Raw genomic sequence first — 17,457 nt, 5'->3', positions numbered from 1 at the left:
GGGGTGCATTCACTGAAATGGTGCGGCCTTACGTGCAGGAAATTCGTATCGGCGCACAAGGCGTTGGGTTCGACAGGTACGAGCTCGATCAGTGGGCAGACAACTACATCAAGACCAAATCGGTTGAAAAAGCACCGCTACGGGACAACAATCCGCCTCGCAGTGGGCGCCCGGGAGAAACACAATGGCGCGAAAAACGATCTCCGGCCTCTATGAGAGGAACGGTATCTGGCACATCGACAAGGTCGTCCGTGGTACACGACTTCAAGAAAGCACTGGAACAAGCGAAAGGGAAGAAGCCGAGCAGTACCTGATTTTCCGGCTTGAGAAACTCCGACAGGAAAAGGTTTACGGCGTGCGTCAGGTGAGAACCTGGCGCGAGGCCGCCACCCGTTTTTTGGTGGAATATCAGGACCAGCCATCAATTGCTTTGTCTGCATCACACATTGAACAGCTTGATCCTTACCTCGGTGAACTGCCCATAACCCACGTCGATGACGGGTCACTGGCACAGTTCATCAAGGACAGGCAAACGCCGGGGCTGACAAAGACCGGCAAGGTTAAGCCCGGCGTATCGAACAGGACAATCAACATCGCCCTGCAACGTGTCGTCAGGATTTTGAATCTATGCGCACGCAAGTGGCGGGATGCTGAGAAGCGGCCATGGCTGGAGTCGGTGCCGATGATCAGCATGCTGGATGAGAAAACAAACAGCCGGAAGCCCTACCCGCTTTCTTGGGAAGAGCAGTCAGTGTTGTTTGCTGAGTTGCCAGCTCACTTGCAACGTATGGCCATGTTCAAGGTAAACACCGGCTGTCGTGAGCAAGAGGTCTGCAAACTGCGTTGGGATTGGGAGATTGCTGTGCCCGAGTTGGATACCAGTGTTTTCCTGATACCGGCAGGATTTGGCGGAAGACGGGAAACCTCAGGCGTGAAAAACGGCGAGGATCGTCTTGTGGTTCTGAATGGGGTGGCCAAGTCAGTCATCGAGCAGCAACGCGGCCTGAGTAAGGAATGGGTTTTCCCTTATGACGGTACTGGGATGCATCGGATGAACGATTCGGCCTGGAAGAAAGCGCGGGTACGCGCAGCGAAGATATGGCAGGAGAAATACCTGCGCCCTGCCTTGCCGGGTTTCGCATCGATCCGGGTTCACGACCTGAAGCACACCTTTGGCAGAAGGCTACGTGCAGCAGGCGTGACACTGGAAGATCGAAAGGCATTGCTTGGGCATAAAAACGGAAGCATTACGAGCCACTATTCTACCGCAGAGCTTGGGCAACTGATCGAAGCGGCAAACAAAGCATCGTCAACTGATTCGCGGGGGCCCGCACTGACGATCTTGAGGAGGAAAACTGGGTGATCCCCCGCAAAAGTCCCTAAGCATGAAAAAGCCCAACCTGTGAAGATTGGGCTAAGTCATTGAATAATATGGTCGGGACGGAGTGATTCGAACACTCGACCCCTAGCACCCCATGCTAGTGCGCTACCGGACTGCGCTACGCCCCGACTAGGCGTTAGAACTATTTGAAATAACTCGGGCAAATATACCTTAAGCCTAAAAAAAGCGAAAGTAGTAATGATCAAGTTATTTGCGAAGGATCAACAAAACATCTTCAAGCTCTGAAATGGTTTGGCGGATCAACTGCTTGTACTGGGTTGTATCATCTTTCGCTTCATCACCTGAAAGACGCAACCGCGCACCTCCAATTGTGAAGCCTTGGTCATACAACAAGGCACGAATCTGCCGGATCATCAACACATCCTGTCGTTGATAATACCGGCGATTTCCTCGCCGCTTTACGGGGTTAAGCTGAGGAAACTCTTGCTCCCAATATCGCAGGACATGCGGTTTGACCGCACACAACTCGCTAACTTCGCCGATGGCGAAGTAGCGCTTGCCCGGAATTGGCGGGAGCTCGTCGTTATGACTTGGTTCCAGCATAAGCCTCTACTCGGGCTTTTAACTTCTGCCCTGGACGAAAAGTGACCACACGGCGTGCCGTGATCGGGATTTCCTCTCCCGTTTTCGGATTGCGGCCAGGCCGCTGTCGCTTGTCACGCAAATCAAAGTTGCCAAAACCGGACAACTTGACCTGTTCATTGTCTTCAAGAGCGTGCCTGATCTCTTCGAAAAAAAGCTCCACCAATTCCTTGGCTTCACGTTTATTCAGGCCCAGCTCTTCATAAAGACGTTCCGCCATTTCAGCTTTCGTCAGAGCCCCCATACGTCACTTCCTTAACGTGGCGTTTAACCTTTGTTCGAGCGAGGTGAGGATGTTCTGCGTCGTGGTATTCACCTCATCGTCATTAAGAGTGCGCGATGGATGCTGCCAGGTCAAGCCGACCGCAAGGCTTTTTCTATTGGGATCAATACCTTTACCTTGATAAACGTCAAAAAGCCTCAGGTCTGTCAACCATTCGCCCGCATTTTCACGAATGACATTCAACACATCACTGGCAGCTACGTCTTTGTCGACAATCAAAGCCAGATCGCGACGGACTTCCGGAAAGCGCGAAAGCTCAGAAAATTTCGGCATTTTGCCCGACGCCACTTCTGCCAAAACCAATTCAAAAACAAAAACAGGCCTGTCCAGACCCAATTTTTTGTTCAGTTCCGGGTGAAGCGCGCCTACAAAACCTACCTGACGACCATTACGCTCAATACGTGCAGTCTGTCCAGGGTGGAGCGCCGAGTGCTGACCAGGAACAAACTCAAAAGCATCCAAAGCACCCGCAAAGCCCAATACAGCTTCCACATCAGCTTTAATGTCAAAAAAGTCGGCCACTTCACGCCCCTGCGCCCAACCTTCAGGAAAGCGAGTACCGCACACAACTCCCGCAAGCATGGACTCTTGTTTTAGACCTTCCAACTGCCCTACAAACCGTAGTCCGCTTTCAAAAAGACGGACGCGATCTTGTTGACGGTTCAAGTTGTGTTGCAATGCTTTGACCAAACCAGGCCACAAGGAAGCACGCATCGCCGCCATATCATTGGATATAGGATTGGCTAACAGCAAAGGCTCAAGGTCAGGGTTGAAAAGCTCAAACTGTTTAGGGTCGATGAAACTGTAGGTGATAGCTTCTTGATATCCGCGCGCTACCAGCAAACGACGCAGCTCTGGCAACTCACTGCGAGCTTCAGTCTTGGCTTGAGGCGCCAGTCGGGCTTGCGGATAACGGACTGGAAGACGGTTGTACCCGTACAAACGAGCAAGCTCTTCTATCAAGTCCACTTCCAGACCGATATCAAAACGATGGCTTGGGACGCCTACGCGCCATTGCCCCTCGCCAATTGCAGTAACTTCAAGCCCCAAGGCACACAGCAAACGCTCGACCTGGCCGGGATCCATCTCCATTCCCAACATCTGACTGATACGCGCAGCACGCAGGTTGATGGGGGCAATCGACGGTAAGAACTGTTCGGCAACTGTTTCGATAATCGGACCTGCTTCACCGCCGGTAATTTCTAGCAATAAGCCAGTGGCGCGCTCCATAGCTTCACGGGCCAAATTCCAGTCCACGCCACGCTCGTAGCGGTGGGACGCATCCGTGTGCAACCCATAGGACCGTGCTTTACCAGCTACGGCAATTTGGTCGAAGAAAGCGCTTTCAAGAAATACATCTCGGGTTGTCGCAGATACGCCGCTGTGCTCACCACCCATTACACCCGCAATGGCCAGCGCCCGCTGATGGTCTGCAATAACAAGCGTATCACTGCGCAAGCTAACTTCCTGGCCATCAAGCAAAACCAGTTTTTCACCCTCTTCCGCCATGCGAACACGGATACCACCGTTGATTTCGGCGAGATCAAATGCATGAAGAGGCTGCCCCAGCTCCAGCATCACATAATTAGTGATGTCGACCGCAGCGTCGATGCTGCGCACATCGGCGCGGCGCAAGCGCTCCACCATCCACAGAGGTGTAGGTCGGGATAAATCTACATTGCGGATGATACGGCCCAGATAACGAGGGCATGCAGAAGGCGCCAACACATCTACAGAGCGGACTTCGTCATGTACGGCAGGGACAGGCTCAATCACCGGGCGTGTCACTTCTGCGGCGTACAAAGCGCCCACTTCACGGGCCAAACCTGCCAAAGACAAGCAATCACCGCGGTTCGGGGTCAAATCGACCTCAATACTCGCATCTTCGAGGTCTAGGTAAACACGAATGTCCTCGCCTACCGGAGCATCTGCAGGAAGCTCCATCAGACCGTCATTACCCTCGCCAATTTGCAGCTCGGCTTCGGAGCACAACATGCCATTGGACTCAACACCGCGCAGCTTGGCCTTCTTGATCTTGAAGTCGCCCGGCAATTGAGCGCCGATCATGGCAAACGGAATCTTCAGGCCCGGACGTACATTCGGCGCCCCGCAGACGACTTGAAAAGTTTCAATACCATTTGTAACTTGGCAAACACGAAGTTTGTCAGCGTCCGGGTGTTGCTCGGTGGCCAATACCTCACCCACCACAACACCGCTGAATGCACCTGCGACCGGAGCCACACTGTCCACTTCAAGTCCAGCCATCGACAGACGAGCAACCAACTCGTCGCGTTCTACCTGCGGGTTAACCCAACCACGCAGCCACTGTTCACTGAATTTCATCCTGCTCTCCTAAAAATGCGTTACGACTAGCGAAATTGCGCGAGGAATCGCAAGTCGTTCTCGAAGAACAGACGCAAGTCATTCACACCGTAACGCAGCATGGCCAAACGCTCCACACCCATGCCGAAAGCAAAACCTGAGAACTCTTCAGGGTCAATCCCGGACATACGCAGCACATTAGGATGAACCATTCCACACCCCATGACCTCGAGCCAGCCCGTCTGTTTGCAGACACGACAACCCTTGCCGCTACACATCACGCACTCCATATCCACTTCTGCCGAGGGTTCAGTGAAGGGGAAGTAAGAAGGACGAAAACGTACGGCCAATTCTTTTTCAAAGAACACCCGAAGGAACTCTTCAATGGTGCCTTTGAGATCAGCAAAGTTGATATCGCGATCGATCAGCAGGCCTTCAACCTGATGAAACATTGGCGAATGAGTGATATCCGAGTCACTTCGATATACACGCCCAGGGCAGACAATGCGGATCGGCGGTTGCTTCGACTCCATTGTGCGGACCTGAACCGGAGAGGTATGGGTACGCAGCAACATGTTCGCATTGAAATAGAAGGTGTCATGCATAGAACGCGCCGGGTGATGACCCGGAATGTTGAGTGCTTCGAAGTTGTGGTAATCGTCTTCAACCTCGGGACCTTCGGCAATGCCGTAGCCAATGCGGGTAAAGAACTGCTCAATACGTTCCAGAGTCCGGGTTACCGGATGCAGACCGCCGGAGGTCTGGCCTCGACCAGGCAGGGTCACATCAATGGATTCGGCAGACAGTTTGGCGGCCAGCTCGGCCTCTTCAAACTGAGCCTTACGCGCATTGAGAACCTCTGTGACACGCTCCTTGGCATCATTGATTAGCGCGCCTACTTGAGGACGCTCCTCTGCCGGCAAATTCCCCAAGGTCTTCATCACCTGAGTCAATTCGCCTTTTTTACCAAGGTAAAGAACCCGGATTTGCTCCAGGGCATTGATATCTTCAGCGCTCTCAACAGCCTCTAGTGCTTTAGAGACCAGCGCATCCAGGTTTTCCATGTACAGACTCCAGATACAAAACAGGGGAAGAGCTTGAAGGCTCTTCCCCTGTTTATGACGTTTAACACCCAAGCTTACATAAGCAAGCCCAAGTGACTGTCGGGGGTACTTAAGCCAGAGTGGCTTTAGCTTTCTCGACAATCGCAGCAAACGCCGCTTTTTCGTTCACTGCCAGATCAGCCAGAACCTTACGGTCGATCTCAATGGACGCCTTTTTCAGGCCGGCGATGAAACGGCTGTAAGACAGGCCGTTGATACGTGCACCAGCGTTGATACGAGCGATCCACAGAGCGCGGAACTGACGTTTTTTCTGACGACGGTCACGGTAGGCGTATTGGCCTGCCTTGATTACCGCTTGCTTGGCAACACGGAATACGCGCGAGCGTGCACCGTAGTAGCCTTTAGCCAGTTTCAGAATTTTTTTGTGACGTTTACGGGCGACAACGCCACGCTTTACACGAGCCATGAGTTACTTCCTCTAGTCTTAACCAAAAATTAACGAAGGCGCAGCATGCGCTCGACTTTTGCCACGTCAGACGGATGCAGCAAGCTGCTACCGCGCAATTGACGCTTACGCTTGGTCGACATTTTGGTCAGGATGTGGCTCTTGAAAGCGTGTTTGTGCTTGATACCGTTAGCAGTTTTCAGAAACCGCTTAGCAGCACCACTTTTAGTCTTCATCTTTGGCATGTTCGGATACTCCGCATTCAGTTGATAAACATAACCGCAAGGCCTGCCGTGCCCTGGTGGTTACTTCTTCTTTTTCGGGGCGATGACCATGATCAGCTGGCGTCCTTCCATCTTAGGATGCTGTTCGACGGTACCGTATTCCACAAGGTCAGCTTCAACCCGCTTCAACAGTTCCATACCCAGCTCCTGGTGGGCCATCTCACGGCCACGGAATCTTAACGACACCTTGGCCCTGTCCCCATCACTCAGGAAACGTACCAGGTTGCGCAGTTTTACCTGGTAATCCCCTTCCTCCGTCCCTGGACGAAACTTGATTTCTTTAACCTGGATTTGTTTCTGGTTTTTCTTCGCTGCGGCAATCTGTTTCTTCTTTTCGAAGATCGATTTGCCGTAATCCATCAGCTTGCAAACAGGTGGTACTGCATCAGCGGAAATTTCCACCAAATCCAGTTTGGCTTCTTCAGCCTTAAGAAGCGCTTCTTCGATCGGGACAATGCCAAGTTGCTCGCCCTCAGCTCCGATTAACCGAACCTCGCGTGCCGAGATATTCTCGTTGATCGGGGCCTTCGGTGCAGCTCGTTTATCTTGTCTCATTTCACGCTTAATAATAATTACTCCGAATCATGGCGACCACGCCGGGAAACCGCTTGTGCGAGGAATTCAGCGAATTGCGCGACGGGCATCGAGCCCAGGTCAGCACCTTCACGTGTACGCACAGCGACAGTCTGCATCTCGACTTCCCGATCTCCGATAACCAAGAGATAAGGAACCTTGAGCAAAGTATGCTCGCGGATTTTAAAGCCGATCTTTTCATTTCTCAAGTCTGACTTGGCACGAAATCCGCTCTGATTGAGAGTTTTTTCAACTTCAGCAGCAAATTCGGCCTGTTTATCAGTGATATTCATGATCACTGCCTGGGTTGGCGCCAACCACGCAGGGAACGCACCTTCGTAGTGTTCAATCAGAATACCGACGAAACGCTCGAACGATCCAAGGATCGCACGGTGCAACATAACCGGGTGCTTGCGGCTGTTGTCTTCAGAGACGTATTCAGCGCCAAGACGAATCGGCAGGTTGAAATCGAGCTGCAAGGTACCACACTGCCAGACACGACCCAGACAATCTTTCAAAGAAAACTCAATCTTCGGACCGTAAAAAGCACCTTCACCCGGTTGCAGGTCATACGCAAGGCCAGCACTGTCAAGCGCCGAGGCCAATGCGCTTTCGGCACGATCCCACAACTCATCGGAACCCACACGCTTTTCCGGGCGAGTAGACAATTTCAGCTCGATATCCTTGAAACCGAAGTCAGCGTAGACATCCAGCGTGAGCTTGATAAATGCCGCAGATTCGGCCTGCATCTGCTCTTCGGTGCAAAAAATATGCGCGTCATCTTGAGTGAAGGCACGCACCCGCATGATGCCGTGCAGCGCACCCGACGGTTCGTTACGGTGGCAAGCACCGAACTCTGCCAGACGCATTGGCAACTCGCGGTAGCTTTTCAAGCCCTGATTAAAGACCTGCACGTGGCACGGGCAGTTCATCGGCTTGATTGCGTAATCGCGGCTCTCCGACTCAGTCGTGAACATGTTTTCAGCGTAGTTGGCCCAGTGACCGGATTTCTCCCACAAACTGCGGTCCACAACCTGAGGCGTCTTGATCTCAAGATAACCGTTCTCACGCTGCACCTTGCGCATGTACTGCTCAAGCACCTGGTAAAGCGCCCAGCCGTTTGGATGCCAAAATACCATCCCCGGCGCTTCTTCCTGAGTATGGAAAAGCCCCAGGCGCTTACCGATTTTGCGGTGATCGCGCTTCTCGGCCTCTTCAATACGCTGAATGTAAGCAGCCAACTGCTTCTTGTCAGCCCACGCAGTGCCGTAGATACGCTGCAACTGCTCATTCTTGGCATCGCCACGCCAGTAAGCGCCCGACAACTTGGTCAACTTGAAGGACTTCAAGAAGCGCGTGTTTGGCACATGAGGGCCACGGCACATGTCGACGTATTCTTCGTGGAAATACAGGCCCATGGCCTGTTCGTCCGGCATATCTTCGACAAGGCGCAGCTTGTAATCTTCGCCGCGCTCGGAAAACAGCCGGATCACTTCGGCACGAGGCGTAACCTTCTTGATCACGTCGTAATCTTTCTCGATCAACTGCTGCATGCGCTGTTCAATGGCAGCCATGTCCTCAGGGGTAAAAGGACGATCGTAGAAAATGTCGTAATAGAAGCCTTCCTGAATGACAGGACCAATGACCATTTTGGCCGTTGGATACAATTGCTTCACTGCATGACCAACGAGGTGGGCGCAAGAGTGACGAATGATCTCCAGCCCCTCTTCATCCTTGGGCGTGATGATTTGCAGCGTGGCGTCATTTTCAATCAGGTCGCAGGCATCAACCAGCTTGCCGTTGACTTTGCCGGCGACAGTGGCTTTTGCCAGACCTGCACCAATCGAAGCGGCAACTTCGGCGACTGACACTGCGTGATCGAAAGTACGTTGACTGCCATCGGGAAGAGTAATAGTTGGCATGGCGCCTCCTCTCCTAGTGGTGACCCCTACCAAAGGTCACGTGGGTTGGGATGAGCCAGTACGCGATTCGGTGGTGAGCCTGCCTCACAGTGGCAGGAGCCTTGCGGCCAACCGTTAACCGAACCAGAGTGACTGGAGTTCAAATCAAAAAGTTCAGGGCTCTGTTTCGCGGGATATAAAAAATCGCCACGACAGGCCAAGGGCGGCATGCTAGCACACATGAGCGCTTGATGGAGCGCTCAGCTTGAGGCAGCGAAAATACTGCTCGCATTGCACAATGGTGAACTTGAGCTGCACTTTCCCCCTCAGATACACCGTGAATCACATTTAGCCTTATCACCCTGTAAGGAGCATCACATGCCCACTAAACGCTTATTAGTTCTCGCAACCCCATTATTGGCACTGCTTCTGCCGCTGAGCGCCCACGCGGACAATTGGCCTGCAGCCCTTAAAAATGACTATATGAAGGATTGTGTCGCTGCCGCCAGCCAAAATATTGATAAAAAAACGGCTACGCAATTTTGCGCATGTGGCGCGGATAAATTGTCTGCCAATTTTTCGACAGCTCAGATCAAGCAGTTGATGAGTAAAGAGGTACAACCCAGTGCTGAGCTGCGCGCACAAGCGCTGAAGGCCATCGAGTCATGCCGCGCGACAGCGCCTACCCCCGCCAAACCCAAGAAATAATCCCCCTAGGGTCACCGCCACTTACGCCTTGAGCCACTGACAAAAGCCCGATAATGGGCCATTCCTTAAAAAAAACATAAGGAGTGATGCTTTTTTTAAGTGCCGGCGAAAGCGGCAAAGCCCCATAAATCGGGGGTTTCAAGCCTTCCGAGCAGCTCTGGGAAGCTTACAAAACATCAAACTGTGACGCAGGGGGGCTCCCAAACCTCACATTTCGACTATGATAGCCAAGTGTGCCCAGTTGGCCTGAGCAGCACAGTACTACTGAAAATATAAGTTTCTTGGAGATACACCATGTCTAATCGCCAAACCGGCACCGTAAAATGGTTCAACGATGAAAAAGGCTTCGGCTTCATCACTCCTCAAGGTGGCGGTGACGACCTGTTCGTACACTTCAAAGCTATCGAAAGCGACGGTTTCAAAAGCCTGAAAGAAGGCCAGACCGTTTCCTTCGTGGCTGAGAAAGGCCAAAAGGGTATGCAAGCTGCACAGGTTCGTCCGGAGTAAATCTCCTTCGAACAAAAAAACCCCGTCCACGTGACGGGGTTTTTTGTGCCTGATACAAACGTGAACTGCTTAGCCGCAGTTCACGCGCGTAATCACGGCATTGTCATCCGCATTGAGGTTCAGGCGATCTGAGCGGTACTCAAGCGTCATGACATCTTTAGGCCCGAGGATACGGGCGGTCTGCGCACCTGCTTTGACGCGGGCCTGCTCCAAAAGCTGCGCCGACGCTTTTTTCCCGACTGCAAAGGCTGCCGCCTGAGCGTCGCACCGCGTGAGCGCAGGGGTGGCCGCCGCAGGTTCCTTGTCAGAACTTGAGGTACTGCACCCGGACAACGCCAGCACTGCCAGCAATGAACCCAATGACACTAGCTTCCAGGACATGAAGCCTCCTTAAAAATAAATAGTCGAGACCTTTGCGACAGTTTTTACGCAAAGAGGTTGCACAGCGCCATGCAAGAAGTACGCGTGAGCGCAGGCGCGTGATTTTGGACGAGAAGCCGTGTATCGCCTTGGCTTAATCGTCACGGAATATGTGCTGTATCAGTACACATCGATGTAATCGAACGGTGGATTGGGCCAATTCGCCTTCAAAGCATTGAAGATCTGCATAACCCAAACCTCGTCACTCGCTGCAACATTGCCCACATACCCAGAACCCGCTGACCAGGTTTCCAGCCTGAAAAGCAGCCCGTCAATATCTGTACCGCCAACCACGCCTGAAGACAGGTAAGCCCGCCCGACTTTCGAGACGCGCAGCTGCGTGTGCACATCATCACAGGCTGAGGCCAATAGCTGTCGTACAGCCTCCAGCGTCAGCCCCTCAGGCTTATTCAAATCGATATACATAGTAAGGCCCCTCCCTCAAAGGGTCAGTGTGACATGGGCGCAGCCATTCCTGCGCCCATGCCCACTCTCACAGTGATGGCATCTCAATGGCATTTTGCTAAGATCTAGCGTTTTAACGCAACGAGTCCAACCATGAGCAACGTCAGTATTGACGCCGACATCAAGGCGAAATGGCAACAGGGGCAATGTTCTTACAGCCCGGGCAGCCCCGAGGAACTGGCCATTATCGGGATAGACCTGCTGGTTAAAGAACTCGGAATCGAAGCGGCAAAAGCGTTTAGCCATCAGGTTTTCGAGAAATATGGCCTGCCTGTAGAGACGACCTGAGGGTACAGAGACTCAAGCCCATATCGGTCTGGCATCAACCTTGATGCTGCCTTCGCACTGGCTGAGCCACTGAAAAACACGGCTTCAGCACATACATACAACGCTGCGACCTGCACGGGCACCCCCTGAACGCTCAAGCCTTGTATCAACTGATGCTTACACCACACCGTTTTAAAACGTAACACCAGCGATCAGCGCAATATTGCAGTACGGACGACATTCCCCGGTACGCACAATCGCTTTTGCGCCCAGACACAAGCCCTTAAAGGCATCGTGAGCAAGCATCCGCCTGCCTCCCATCAACCCAAGGCTGGTTTGAGCCTCAATGGCACTGAGCGCAGCACACGGATGTTCAAGCAACTCTTTAGCCAGTACATGGCTTTCAACCTGCATCTCACTCAGGACGATACACAATGTGGTCTCCAGGTCCGGCACTCCGCGGGTCAGTGCCAAATCAATCAGCTCCACGCCCTTAGGCACCGGCAAACCGGCATCGGCAATCACCACAATGTCGCCATGTCCCAATGACGCGATCAGCCGTGACAGTTGAATATTCAGCAGGGGTGTCTTTTTCATGACGGTGCGAAACCTAAAACGTCAGCCAACTTTGGAATGGACGGTTGAGCGCCTGAGCACGTGACAGACAAAGCTGCCGCAATTTGTGCAAACCGGATGGCTTGATCTTCACTCTTCCCCCCCGCGAGGGCGGCAGAAAATGCACCAACAAAAGTGTCACCCGCCGCAGTGGCATCGACCGCCTCAACGCTGGGCGCCGAAAAATGCACGGTATCGCGCCCGCTGACGAACAGCGCGCCTTTGGCCCCCAGCGTCACAATCACGTTGCGCGCGCCCGCCTCAATCAGCTTCAAAGCAGCACACTCTGCAGACGCCAGCGAATCAACAACCACGCCACTGAGGGCCTGAGCCTCACTTTCATTGGGGATCAGGTAATCAATAGCCTCAAGCCACTGTGACGGCAACGGCCCGTTAACCGGCGCCGGATTGAGGATTACGGTCTTATTGAGCGCTCGCCCCCGTTTGAGCGTATGGGCAACGGTGTCATAAGGGACCTCGAGCTGGCAGACGATCACCTCTGCCCCCTGCAGCATCGCGTCACATGATTCGATATCGCCAGGTACCAGGGAAGCGTTGGCGCCCGGCACGACCACAATGGTGTTTTGACTGTTGGCATCCACAACAATCAGGGCAATGCCACTCACACACCCCGCGACACTCGACACCCCCGAGCAATCAATCTGCTCATCCATAAGACCTGCTCGCAGCTGTTCGCCATAGGCGTCACTGCCCACACGCCCCAGCATCGCGACGCGCGCGCCCAACCGTGCAGCCGCTACCGCCTGGTTGGCGCCTTTGCCGCCATGTACCGTTTGCAGTGAATCACCGAAGAGCGTTTCGCCCGGCTGCGGCAACCGCTGCGTTCGTGTGACCAAATCCATATTCAGACTGCCAACCACTACTACATTTGCGTGCATGCTCGACACTCAACCGATGGATTGCTGAAGGCGTTGCCGGGCGATCGCTCGGTACGGCCCGGTGGATTCACGTAGCACTAGACTCGGCGCAACGATTAACTGCTCAACAGATCGCGCGGGCGTTGCAATACGTTGCAACAAAACCCGTGCAGCGGTTTCCCCCAACTGCAGGATTGATTGACCTACCGTCGTCAACGCCGGGTACACATACCGGCTCAGTTGAACATCATCAAAGCCGATGACAGACAGTTGCTGCGGCACCTGAATCTGGCGTTCAGCGGCCGCACGTAAGACACCAATGCCCATCATGTCGTTGCACGCGAACACGGCCGTAGGCGGATCGTCGGTCAACAAGCGATTGGCTGCGACATAACCGCCTGTACAACTGAAATCACTTTCCACCCTCCAGTGCGCCGCAGGCTCGATCCCGGCCTCGTTCAAGGCTCGCAGATACCCGGCCTGTCGCAGCTGCGCCACACTGTTAAGCGCTGGGCCGCCAATACAGGCAATCGCCCGATGACCCAGCTCAAGCAAATGACGGGTCGCCAGGTACGCTCCCTGCTCATGATCGATTCGCACCAGATCGGCGTCGATACCTTCCAGGCTACGGTCAACAATCACCATGGGCGTGCGGACCCCTGATAAACCGCTGGCCAGTCCCAAATCACCGCCCGCAGAAGCAACTACCAGACCGTCCACACGCTTTTCCAGCAACACCCGCAAGTAGTTGCGCTGCTTATCCGGATCGTCGTCGCAATTGCAGAGGATCACGCAGTAGTTATTACGCTCACAGTAATCCTCGATTCCCCGTGCCAACTCGGCGAAGTAAGGGTTGAGGCTATTAGCCACCAGCAAACCAATGGTGGCGGTGCTTTTGGCTTTCAGGGAGCGCGCTACAGCGCTCGGTACGTAATCCAGACGCGCAATGGCTTCTTCCACTTTCAACCGCACCGGCTCGCTCACCGGCCGGGTCTTGTTCAGCACATGGGACACCGTTGTGTAGGAGATCCCCGCCATTGCCGCCACATCTTTGATGGTTGCCATTGCTTAATTCCGTCGCCGTGCCCGTTGACTGCGGTAAGTATCCAAAATCACTGCCATCACAATGACAGCACCGGTGATGATACGCTTGGTCGGATCGGTCGCGCCGATCTGCGCTAACCCTGCAGCCAGGACCGAGATAATCAGCACCCCAAAAAACGTGCTGATGATAGAACCGCGGCCGCCCATCAGGCTGGTCCCGCCAATGACCACCGCAGCAATCACTTGCAGCTCCAGCCCGGCCCCCGCGTTAGGGTCTGCGGCCTCCAGACGCGAGATCTGAAATAAGGCTGCCACCCCGGCCAGCAGCCCCATCAGGCTGAATACCAGAACTTTGTAGGGCTTGGGGTTGATGCCGGCCAGGCGGACCGCCTCTTCATTGGTGCCGATTCCGACCAGGTAGCGTCCGAACACCGTGCGGGTCAATATCACCTGCGCGACCACGATGACCAGCAATGCAATGATGAAAGACGGCGCAATGCCAAACGCAATTGGATCGGACAACCAGGCGAACGCGTCGCCAATATAGGCGGTGCGCGATCCGGTCATTTGATAAGCAGCGCCGCGGGCCATTTCCAGCACGCCCAGCGACACGATAAACGAAGGAATGCGCCAAGCGACGGTGATCGACCCCGTGAGCGTACCGACCGCAGCAGCGCAGCCCATGCCCAACAATGCGGCTGGCAAGACACTCCAGCCCCACCCCAGGATCGCTACACTCACCACGGAGGCCGCCAGCGCCAGCACCGAGCCGACGGACAGATCAATGCCGCCGATAATCAAGACAAAGGTCATGCCCACGGAGAGCACCATCAGGTCAGGAATCTGATTGGCCAAGGTGCTCAACGTACCGTAAGAAAAGAAGTGATCGCTCAGACTGGAGAAGAGCACGATCATGGCCAGCAAAGCGCCAGCCAACCCCACGTACGTGCCCATACCGTAAAAACTGTGCGCAGCGTTGCGCGGCGAGGAAGCGGTGTTCATGCAATGTCCTTGGGCGCCACTGAGGTCAGTGGTGCATCGTGTGTTTGATAACCGGCAAACGCAGCCGCCAGCAGTTGTTCCTGACTCCAGCTGTCGCGCTCAAAGGTAGCGGTCAAGCGCCCCCCCGACATCACCCCGATGCGGTCACAGATCAGCATCAATTCCCGCAGGTCGCTGGACACCACCACCACTGCCTTGCCCTGTCGGGTCAACTCCGCGAGCAAGCGATAGATATCGAACTTGGCCCCGATATCAATGCCGCGCGTGGGCTCATCAAACAGCAACACAGCGCAGTCGCGCTCAAGCCAGCGGCCGATCACGACTTTCTGCTGATTGCCCCCCGACAATTGCGCGACGATCTGCTCGGGCCCGGCACAGCGAATGCCCATCGCATCGATCTGGCGCCGGGCCAGCGCACGCTCTTGCGCCCCCTTGATGAAACCCGCACGCGACAGCTGTTGCATATTGCCCAAGCCGATATTGGCGCTGATGGGCAGGCTCATCAGCAAACCTTCGCCCTTACGGTCTTCGGTAATCAATGCAATACCGTGCCTGACAGCGTCCATCGGGCTGCAAATAGGCGCGGGTTGCAGGGGGGTGCCCACCGCGACCGTGCCACTGTCAGCGTGGTCGGCGCCATAAATCAGGCGCAACAACTCTGTGCGCCCTGCCCCGATCAGGCCAGATATGCCGAAAATCTCACCCTGGCGGACCTCAAACGACACATCCATAACCTTGGTCCCACGGCCCAGCCCTGAAACCCTCAGCGCAGGCTCCCCCAGAGGGCGCTCACCCATCTCCAGGTGATCGCCCAGCTCGCGCCCGACCATCAAATTGACCAGTTGCTGGCTGTCATAGTTGGCAATGGGCTCGACACACACCAGATGCCCGTCACGCAGCACCGCAATGCGCTGGGCTACCCGTGCCAGCTCTTCGAGCCGGTGAGAGATGTAAACAATCGCTACGCCCCGGGCCTGTAACCGGGTGATCTGGATAAACAACAGCTCGACTTCGCGGGCCGTGAGCATGGCCGTGGGTTCGTCGAGGATCAGCACCTGACAGTCGCCAATCAGGTTGCGGGCGATTTCCACCATCTGCTGGTGCCCAACCCCCAACTCACCCACCATTGTGTCGGGATCAATGGCGTCAAGGCCGACCTGTGCCATTGCCTCAATCGCAGCCGTACGCAAGCGCTTGCGGTTGATCCACCCGGCGCTGGCAGGCAGATTGTCGAGAAAGAGGTTTTCCGCCACGGTGAGCGTCGGCAGAAGATTGAGTTCTTGCATCACCATGCGCACACCCAGGCGCTCGGCTTGCGCGCGGCTGCCGGGCGCATAAGGCTGGCCGTTAAAATGCATCTGGCCGGTGGAGGGCACTTCAAGCCCGCCAATGATTTTTGACAAGGTGCTTTTCCCAGCACCGTTCTCCCCCGTCAACGCCAATACTTCGCCGCGATACAGGGTCAGGTCGATCGCACTCAGAACAGGTTGCGCATAGGTTTTACCTATGCCGCGCACTGAAAGCGCCACGCCAGCATCTGGATTTGCCATCAAACATCTCCGGGCACCCGGTCAAACACGCAGGTGCCGAGGGCATGGATAGATTAGGGGGTCGTGATCAGCTCAACCGGCGTGGCAATGACACCGTCTTTTAGTGCGTCGACTGGCGCTTTGCTGATTAGCTTGAGCGCGGTCTGAATCCCAAAGACAGCCTGCTGGGCGGCCGCCTGGTCTGCGGTGGCCAGCACACGACCGTTCTTGAGCATCGGCTTGATGGCATCGATGTTGTCGTAACCGACCACCAGCACTTTCCCGGCCTTACCGGCTGCGCGGATGGCCGATACCGCGCCAATCGCCATGCTGTCGTTGCCCGCCAACAGAGCCTTCACGTTTGGATACTCGCTAAGAATCGCAGCGGCCTGCTTGTTGCCCCCTTCGATTTCCCAATTGCCGGACTGCGTGGACACCACCTTGATTTGCGCCGCGTTCATGGCGTCCGTGAAGCCAGCCGTGCGTTGCTGCGCGTTGGTGGTGGTCGAAACACCTTCAATGATGGCCACTTCGTCGCCAGCGTTGAGTTTGCTCGCCAGGTACTCACCCACCTTGCGCGCGCCAGCCCGGTTATCAGGCCCTACAAACGGCACATCCATGTGCTTATTTTTCAGCACTAGCGGGTCGAGCTGGTTATCGATGTTTACCACGACAATCCCGGCATCCCGGGCTTTTTGAAGGGCGTTGATCAACGCCTTGGAATCAGCCGGAGCGATCACCAGACCATCGACCCGGGCAAGGATCATCTGATTGATGATGTCTACCTGCCCCTGCGTATCGGTTTCGTTTTTGATGCCGTTGGAGATCAACACAAAATCAGCCGGGTGCTGTTTTTGATAATCCTCGGCACCCTTGGTCATGGTGACAAAAAACTCATTGGCCAATGACTTCATGACCAGTCCGATTTTGGGGGGGGTGGGAGAGTCGGCGTGCGCAAGCGGAAGGGAAAACGAGGCCGCTGTAAACAAGGCGACGGCGAGCAAGCGTCCAGCAAAGGGCAGCTTCATGGGAGTACTCCGATCTTATGATTATTGTGAGCAACATCCTGTTTGCGCGGGCTGCCAACGCACTGACAGAGTCGCTTGACTGCAGGCCGTGAAGGCGTTCAAGTCAGCGAAAAATATTACCGCGCAAACGTTTGCTTG

Annotated in this window: 20 protein-coding genes and 1 tRNA gene; 4 read left to right on the top strand and 17 right to left on the bottom strand. The window is 54.8% G+C overall.

The window, feature by feature from the left end:
* The first annotated feature begins 184 nt into the window (after window positions 1-184).
* Window positions 185-1,363, top strand: a complete 1,179-nt coding sequence (locus HBN61_RS07230) for a tyrosine-type recombinase/integrase (protein WP_170046434.1) — start codon at window positions 185-187, stop codon at window positions 1,361-1,363.
* Between the two features lie 69 nt (window positions 1,364-1,432).
* Here HBN61_RS07230 and HBN61_RS07225 read toward each other — a convergent pair.
* From HBN61_RS07225 to thrS, 9 genes are all read right to left on the bottom strand, one after another.
* Window positions 1,433-1,509: transfer RNA gene (locus HBN61_RS07225), tRNA-Pro, on the bottom strand.
* A 79-nt stretch (window positions 1,510-1,588) separates the two neighbouring features.
* On the bottom strand, window positions 1,589-1,945 hold the full coding sequence (locus HBN61_RS07220; protein ID WP_047275136.1) for a MerR family transcriptional regulator: 357 nt from the start codon (window positions 1,943-1,945) through the stop codon (window positions 1,589-1,591).
* Complete coding sequence (gene ihfA, locus HBN61_RS07215; RefSeq protein ID WP_002553164.1) at window positions 1,926-2,228, bottom strand: integration host factor subunit alpha; 303 nt, start codon at window positions 2,226-2,228, stop codon at window positions 1,926-1,928. Before ihfA ends, HBN61_RS07220 begins: the two co-directional genes overlap by 20 nt.
* 3 nt (window positions 2,229-2,231) lie before the next feature.
* Window positions 2,232-4,610, bottom strand: coding sequence for a phenylalanine--tRNA ligase subunit beta (gene pheT, locus HBN61_RS07210; RefSeq protein WP_170046433.1), 2,379 nt, complete (start codon window positions 4,608-4,610; stop codon window positions 2,232-2,234).
* Between the two features lie 26 nt (window positions 4,611-4,636).
* The gene (gene pheS / locus HBN61_RS07205; RefSeq protein ID WP_094994173.1) at window positions 4,637-5,653 is read right to left on the bottom strand and encodes a phenylalanine--tRNA ligase subunit alpha; all 1,017 of its coding nucleotides are present in this window, start codon (window positions 5,651-5,653) and stop codon (window positions 4,637-4,639) included.
* 109 nt (window positions 5,654-5,762) lie between these two features.
* Window positions 5,763-6,119, bottom strand: a complete 357-nt coding sequence (rplT, locus tag HBN61_RS07200; protein ID WP_047275143.1) for a 50S ribosomal protein L20 — start codon at window positions 6,117-6,119, stop codon at window positions 5,763-5,765.
* A gap of 29 nt (window positions 6,120-6,148) precedes the next feature.
* On the bottom strand, window positions 6,149-6,343 hold the full coding sequence (gene rpmI, locus HBN61_RS07195) for a 50S ribosomal protein L35 (RefSeq protein WP_002553160.1): 195 nt from the start codon (window positions 6,341-6,343) through the stop codon (window positions 6,149-6,151).
* Window positions 6,344-6,403: 60 nt separating this feature from the next.
* On the bottom strand, window positions 6,404-6,955 hold the full coding sequence (gene infC / locus HBN61_RS07190) for a translation initiation factor IF-3 (RefSeq protein WP_169835808.1): 552 nt from the start codon (window positions 6,953-6,955) through the stop codon (window positions 6,404-6,406).
* Window positions 6,955-8,877, bottom strand: a complete 1,923-nt coding sequence (thrS, locus tag HBN61_RS07185; protein ID WP_170046432.1) for a threonine--tRNA ligase — start codon at window positions 8,875-8,877, stop codon at window positions 6,955-6,957. Before thrS ends, infC begins: the two co-directional genes overlap by 1 nt.
* 357 nt (window positions 8,878-9,234) lie before the next feature.
* On the opposite strand from thrS, the gene HBN61_RS07180 reads away from it, so the two are divergent.
* Both HBN61_RS07180 and HBN61_RS07175 read left to right on the top strand, forming a co-directional pair.
* On the top strand, window positions 9,235-9,564 hold the full coding sequence (locus tag HBN61_RS07180; RefSeq protein ID WP_170046431.1) for a hypothetical protein: 330 nt from the start codon (window positions 9,235-9,237) through the stop codon (window positions 9,562-9,564).
* A 294-nt stretch (window positions 9,565-9,858) separates the two neighbouring features.
* On the top strand, window positions 9,859-10,071 hold the full coding sequence (locus HBN61_RS07175) for a cold-shock protein (protein ID WP_003179963.1): 213 nt from the start codon (window positions 9,859-9,861) through the stop codon (window positions 10,069-10,071).
* A 69-nt stretch (window positions 10,072-10,140) separates the two neighbouring features.
* Here the strand turns inward: HBN61_RS07175 and HBN61_RS07170 are convergent, their stop codons facing one another.
* Window positions 10,141-10,452: an I78 family peptidase inhibitor gene (locus tag HBN61_RS07170; protein WP_170046430.1), complete on the bottom strand. Its 312-nt coding sequence runs from the start codon at window positions 10,450-10,452 to the stop codon at window positions 10,141-10,143.
* Window positions 10,453-10,611: 159 nt separating this feature from the next.
* Entirely contained in the window at window positions 10,612-10,917 is a 306-nt protein-coding gene (locus HBN61_RS07165; protein WP_094994177.1) for a hypothetical protein, read from the bottom strand.
* Between the two features lie 132 nt (window positions 10,918-11,049).
* On the opposite strand from HBN61_RS07165, the gene HBN61_RS07160 reads away from it, so the two are divergent.
* Window positions 11,050-11,244 carry a hypothetical protein gene (locus HBN61_RS07160; protein WP_170046429.1) on the top strand — a complete coding sequence of 65 codons (195 nt, stop codon included), beginning with the start codon at window positions 11,050-11,052 and terminating at the stop codon, window positions 11,242-11,244.
* 171 nt (window positions 11,245-11,415) lie between these two features.
* On the opposite strand, the gene rbsD is transcribed toward HBN61_RS07160, so the two are convergent.
* From rbsD to HBN61_RS07130, 6 genes are read right to left on the bottom strand one after another with little or no spacing between them, the layout of a single operon-like run.
* Window positions 11,416-11,820, bottom strand: coding sequence for a D-ribose pyranase (rbsD, locus tag HBN61_RS07155; protein ID WP_094994179.1), 405 nt, complete (start codon window positions 11,818-11,820; stop codon window positions 11,416-11,418).
* On the bottom strand, window positions 11,817-12,737 hold the full coding sequence (gene rbsK / locus HBN61_RS07150) for a ribokinase (RefSeq protein WP_170046428.1): 921 nt from the start codon (window positions 12,735-12,737) through the stop codon (window positions 11,817-11,819). Before rbsK ends, rbsD begins: the two co-directional genes overlap by 4 nt.
* A 9-nt stretch (window positions 12,738-12,746) precedes the next feature.
* Window positions 12,747-13,781 (bottom strand): LacI family DNA-binding transcriptional regulator, encoded by a 1,035-nt coding sequence (locus HBN61_RS07145; protein WP_094994181.1) that lies wholly within the window; start codon window positions 13,779-13,781, stop codon window positions 12,747-12,749.
* A gap of 3 nt (window positions 13,782-13,784) precedes the next feature.
* Window positions 13,785-14,762: an ABC transporter permease gene (locus HBN61_RS07140; protein ID WP_094994182.1), complete on the bottom strand. Its 978-nt coding sequence runs from the start codon at window positions 14,760-14,762 to the stop codon at window positions 13,785-13,787.
* Window positions 14,759-16,312 (bottom strand): sugar ABC transporter ATP-binding protein, encoded by a 1,554-nt coding sequence (locus HBN61_RS07135; RefSeq protein ID WP_170046427.1) that lies wholly within the window; start codon window positions 16,310-16,312, stop codon window positions 14,759-14,761. Before HBN61_RS07135 ends, HBN61_RS07140 begins: the two co-directional genes overlap by 4 nt.
* A 53-nt stretch (window positions 16,313-16,365) precedes the next feature.
* Window positions 16,366-17,319 (bottom strand): sugar ABC transporter substrate-binding protein, encoded by a 954-nt coding sequence (locus HBN61_RS07130; RefSeq protein WP_170046426.1) that lies wholly within the window; start codon window positions 17,317-17,319, stop codon window positions 16,366-16,368.
* Window positions 17,320-17,457: the final 138 nt, after the last annotated feature.

Source organism: Pseudomonas sp. WS 5071 (genome assembly GCF_012985765.1).
In the GTDB taxonomy this organism is placed as follows: domain Bacteria; phylum Pseudomonadota; class Gammaproteobacteria; order Pseudomonadales; family Pseudomonadaceae; genus Aquipseudomonas; species Aquipseudomonas lundensis_A.
Note: the sequence above shows the minus strand (reverse complement) of the source record. Positions and strands in the feature narration are given on the sequence as shown.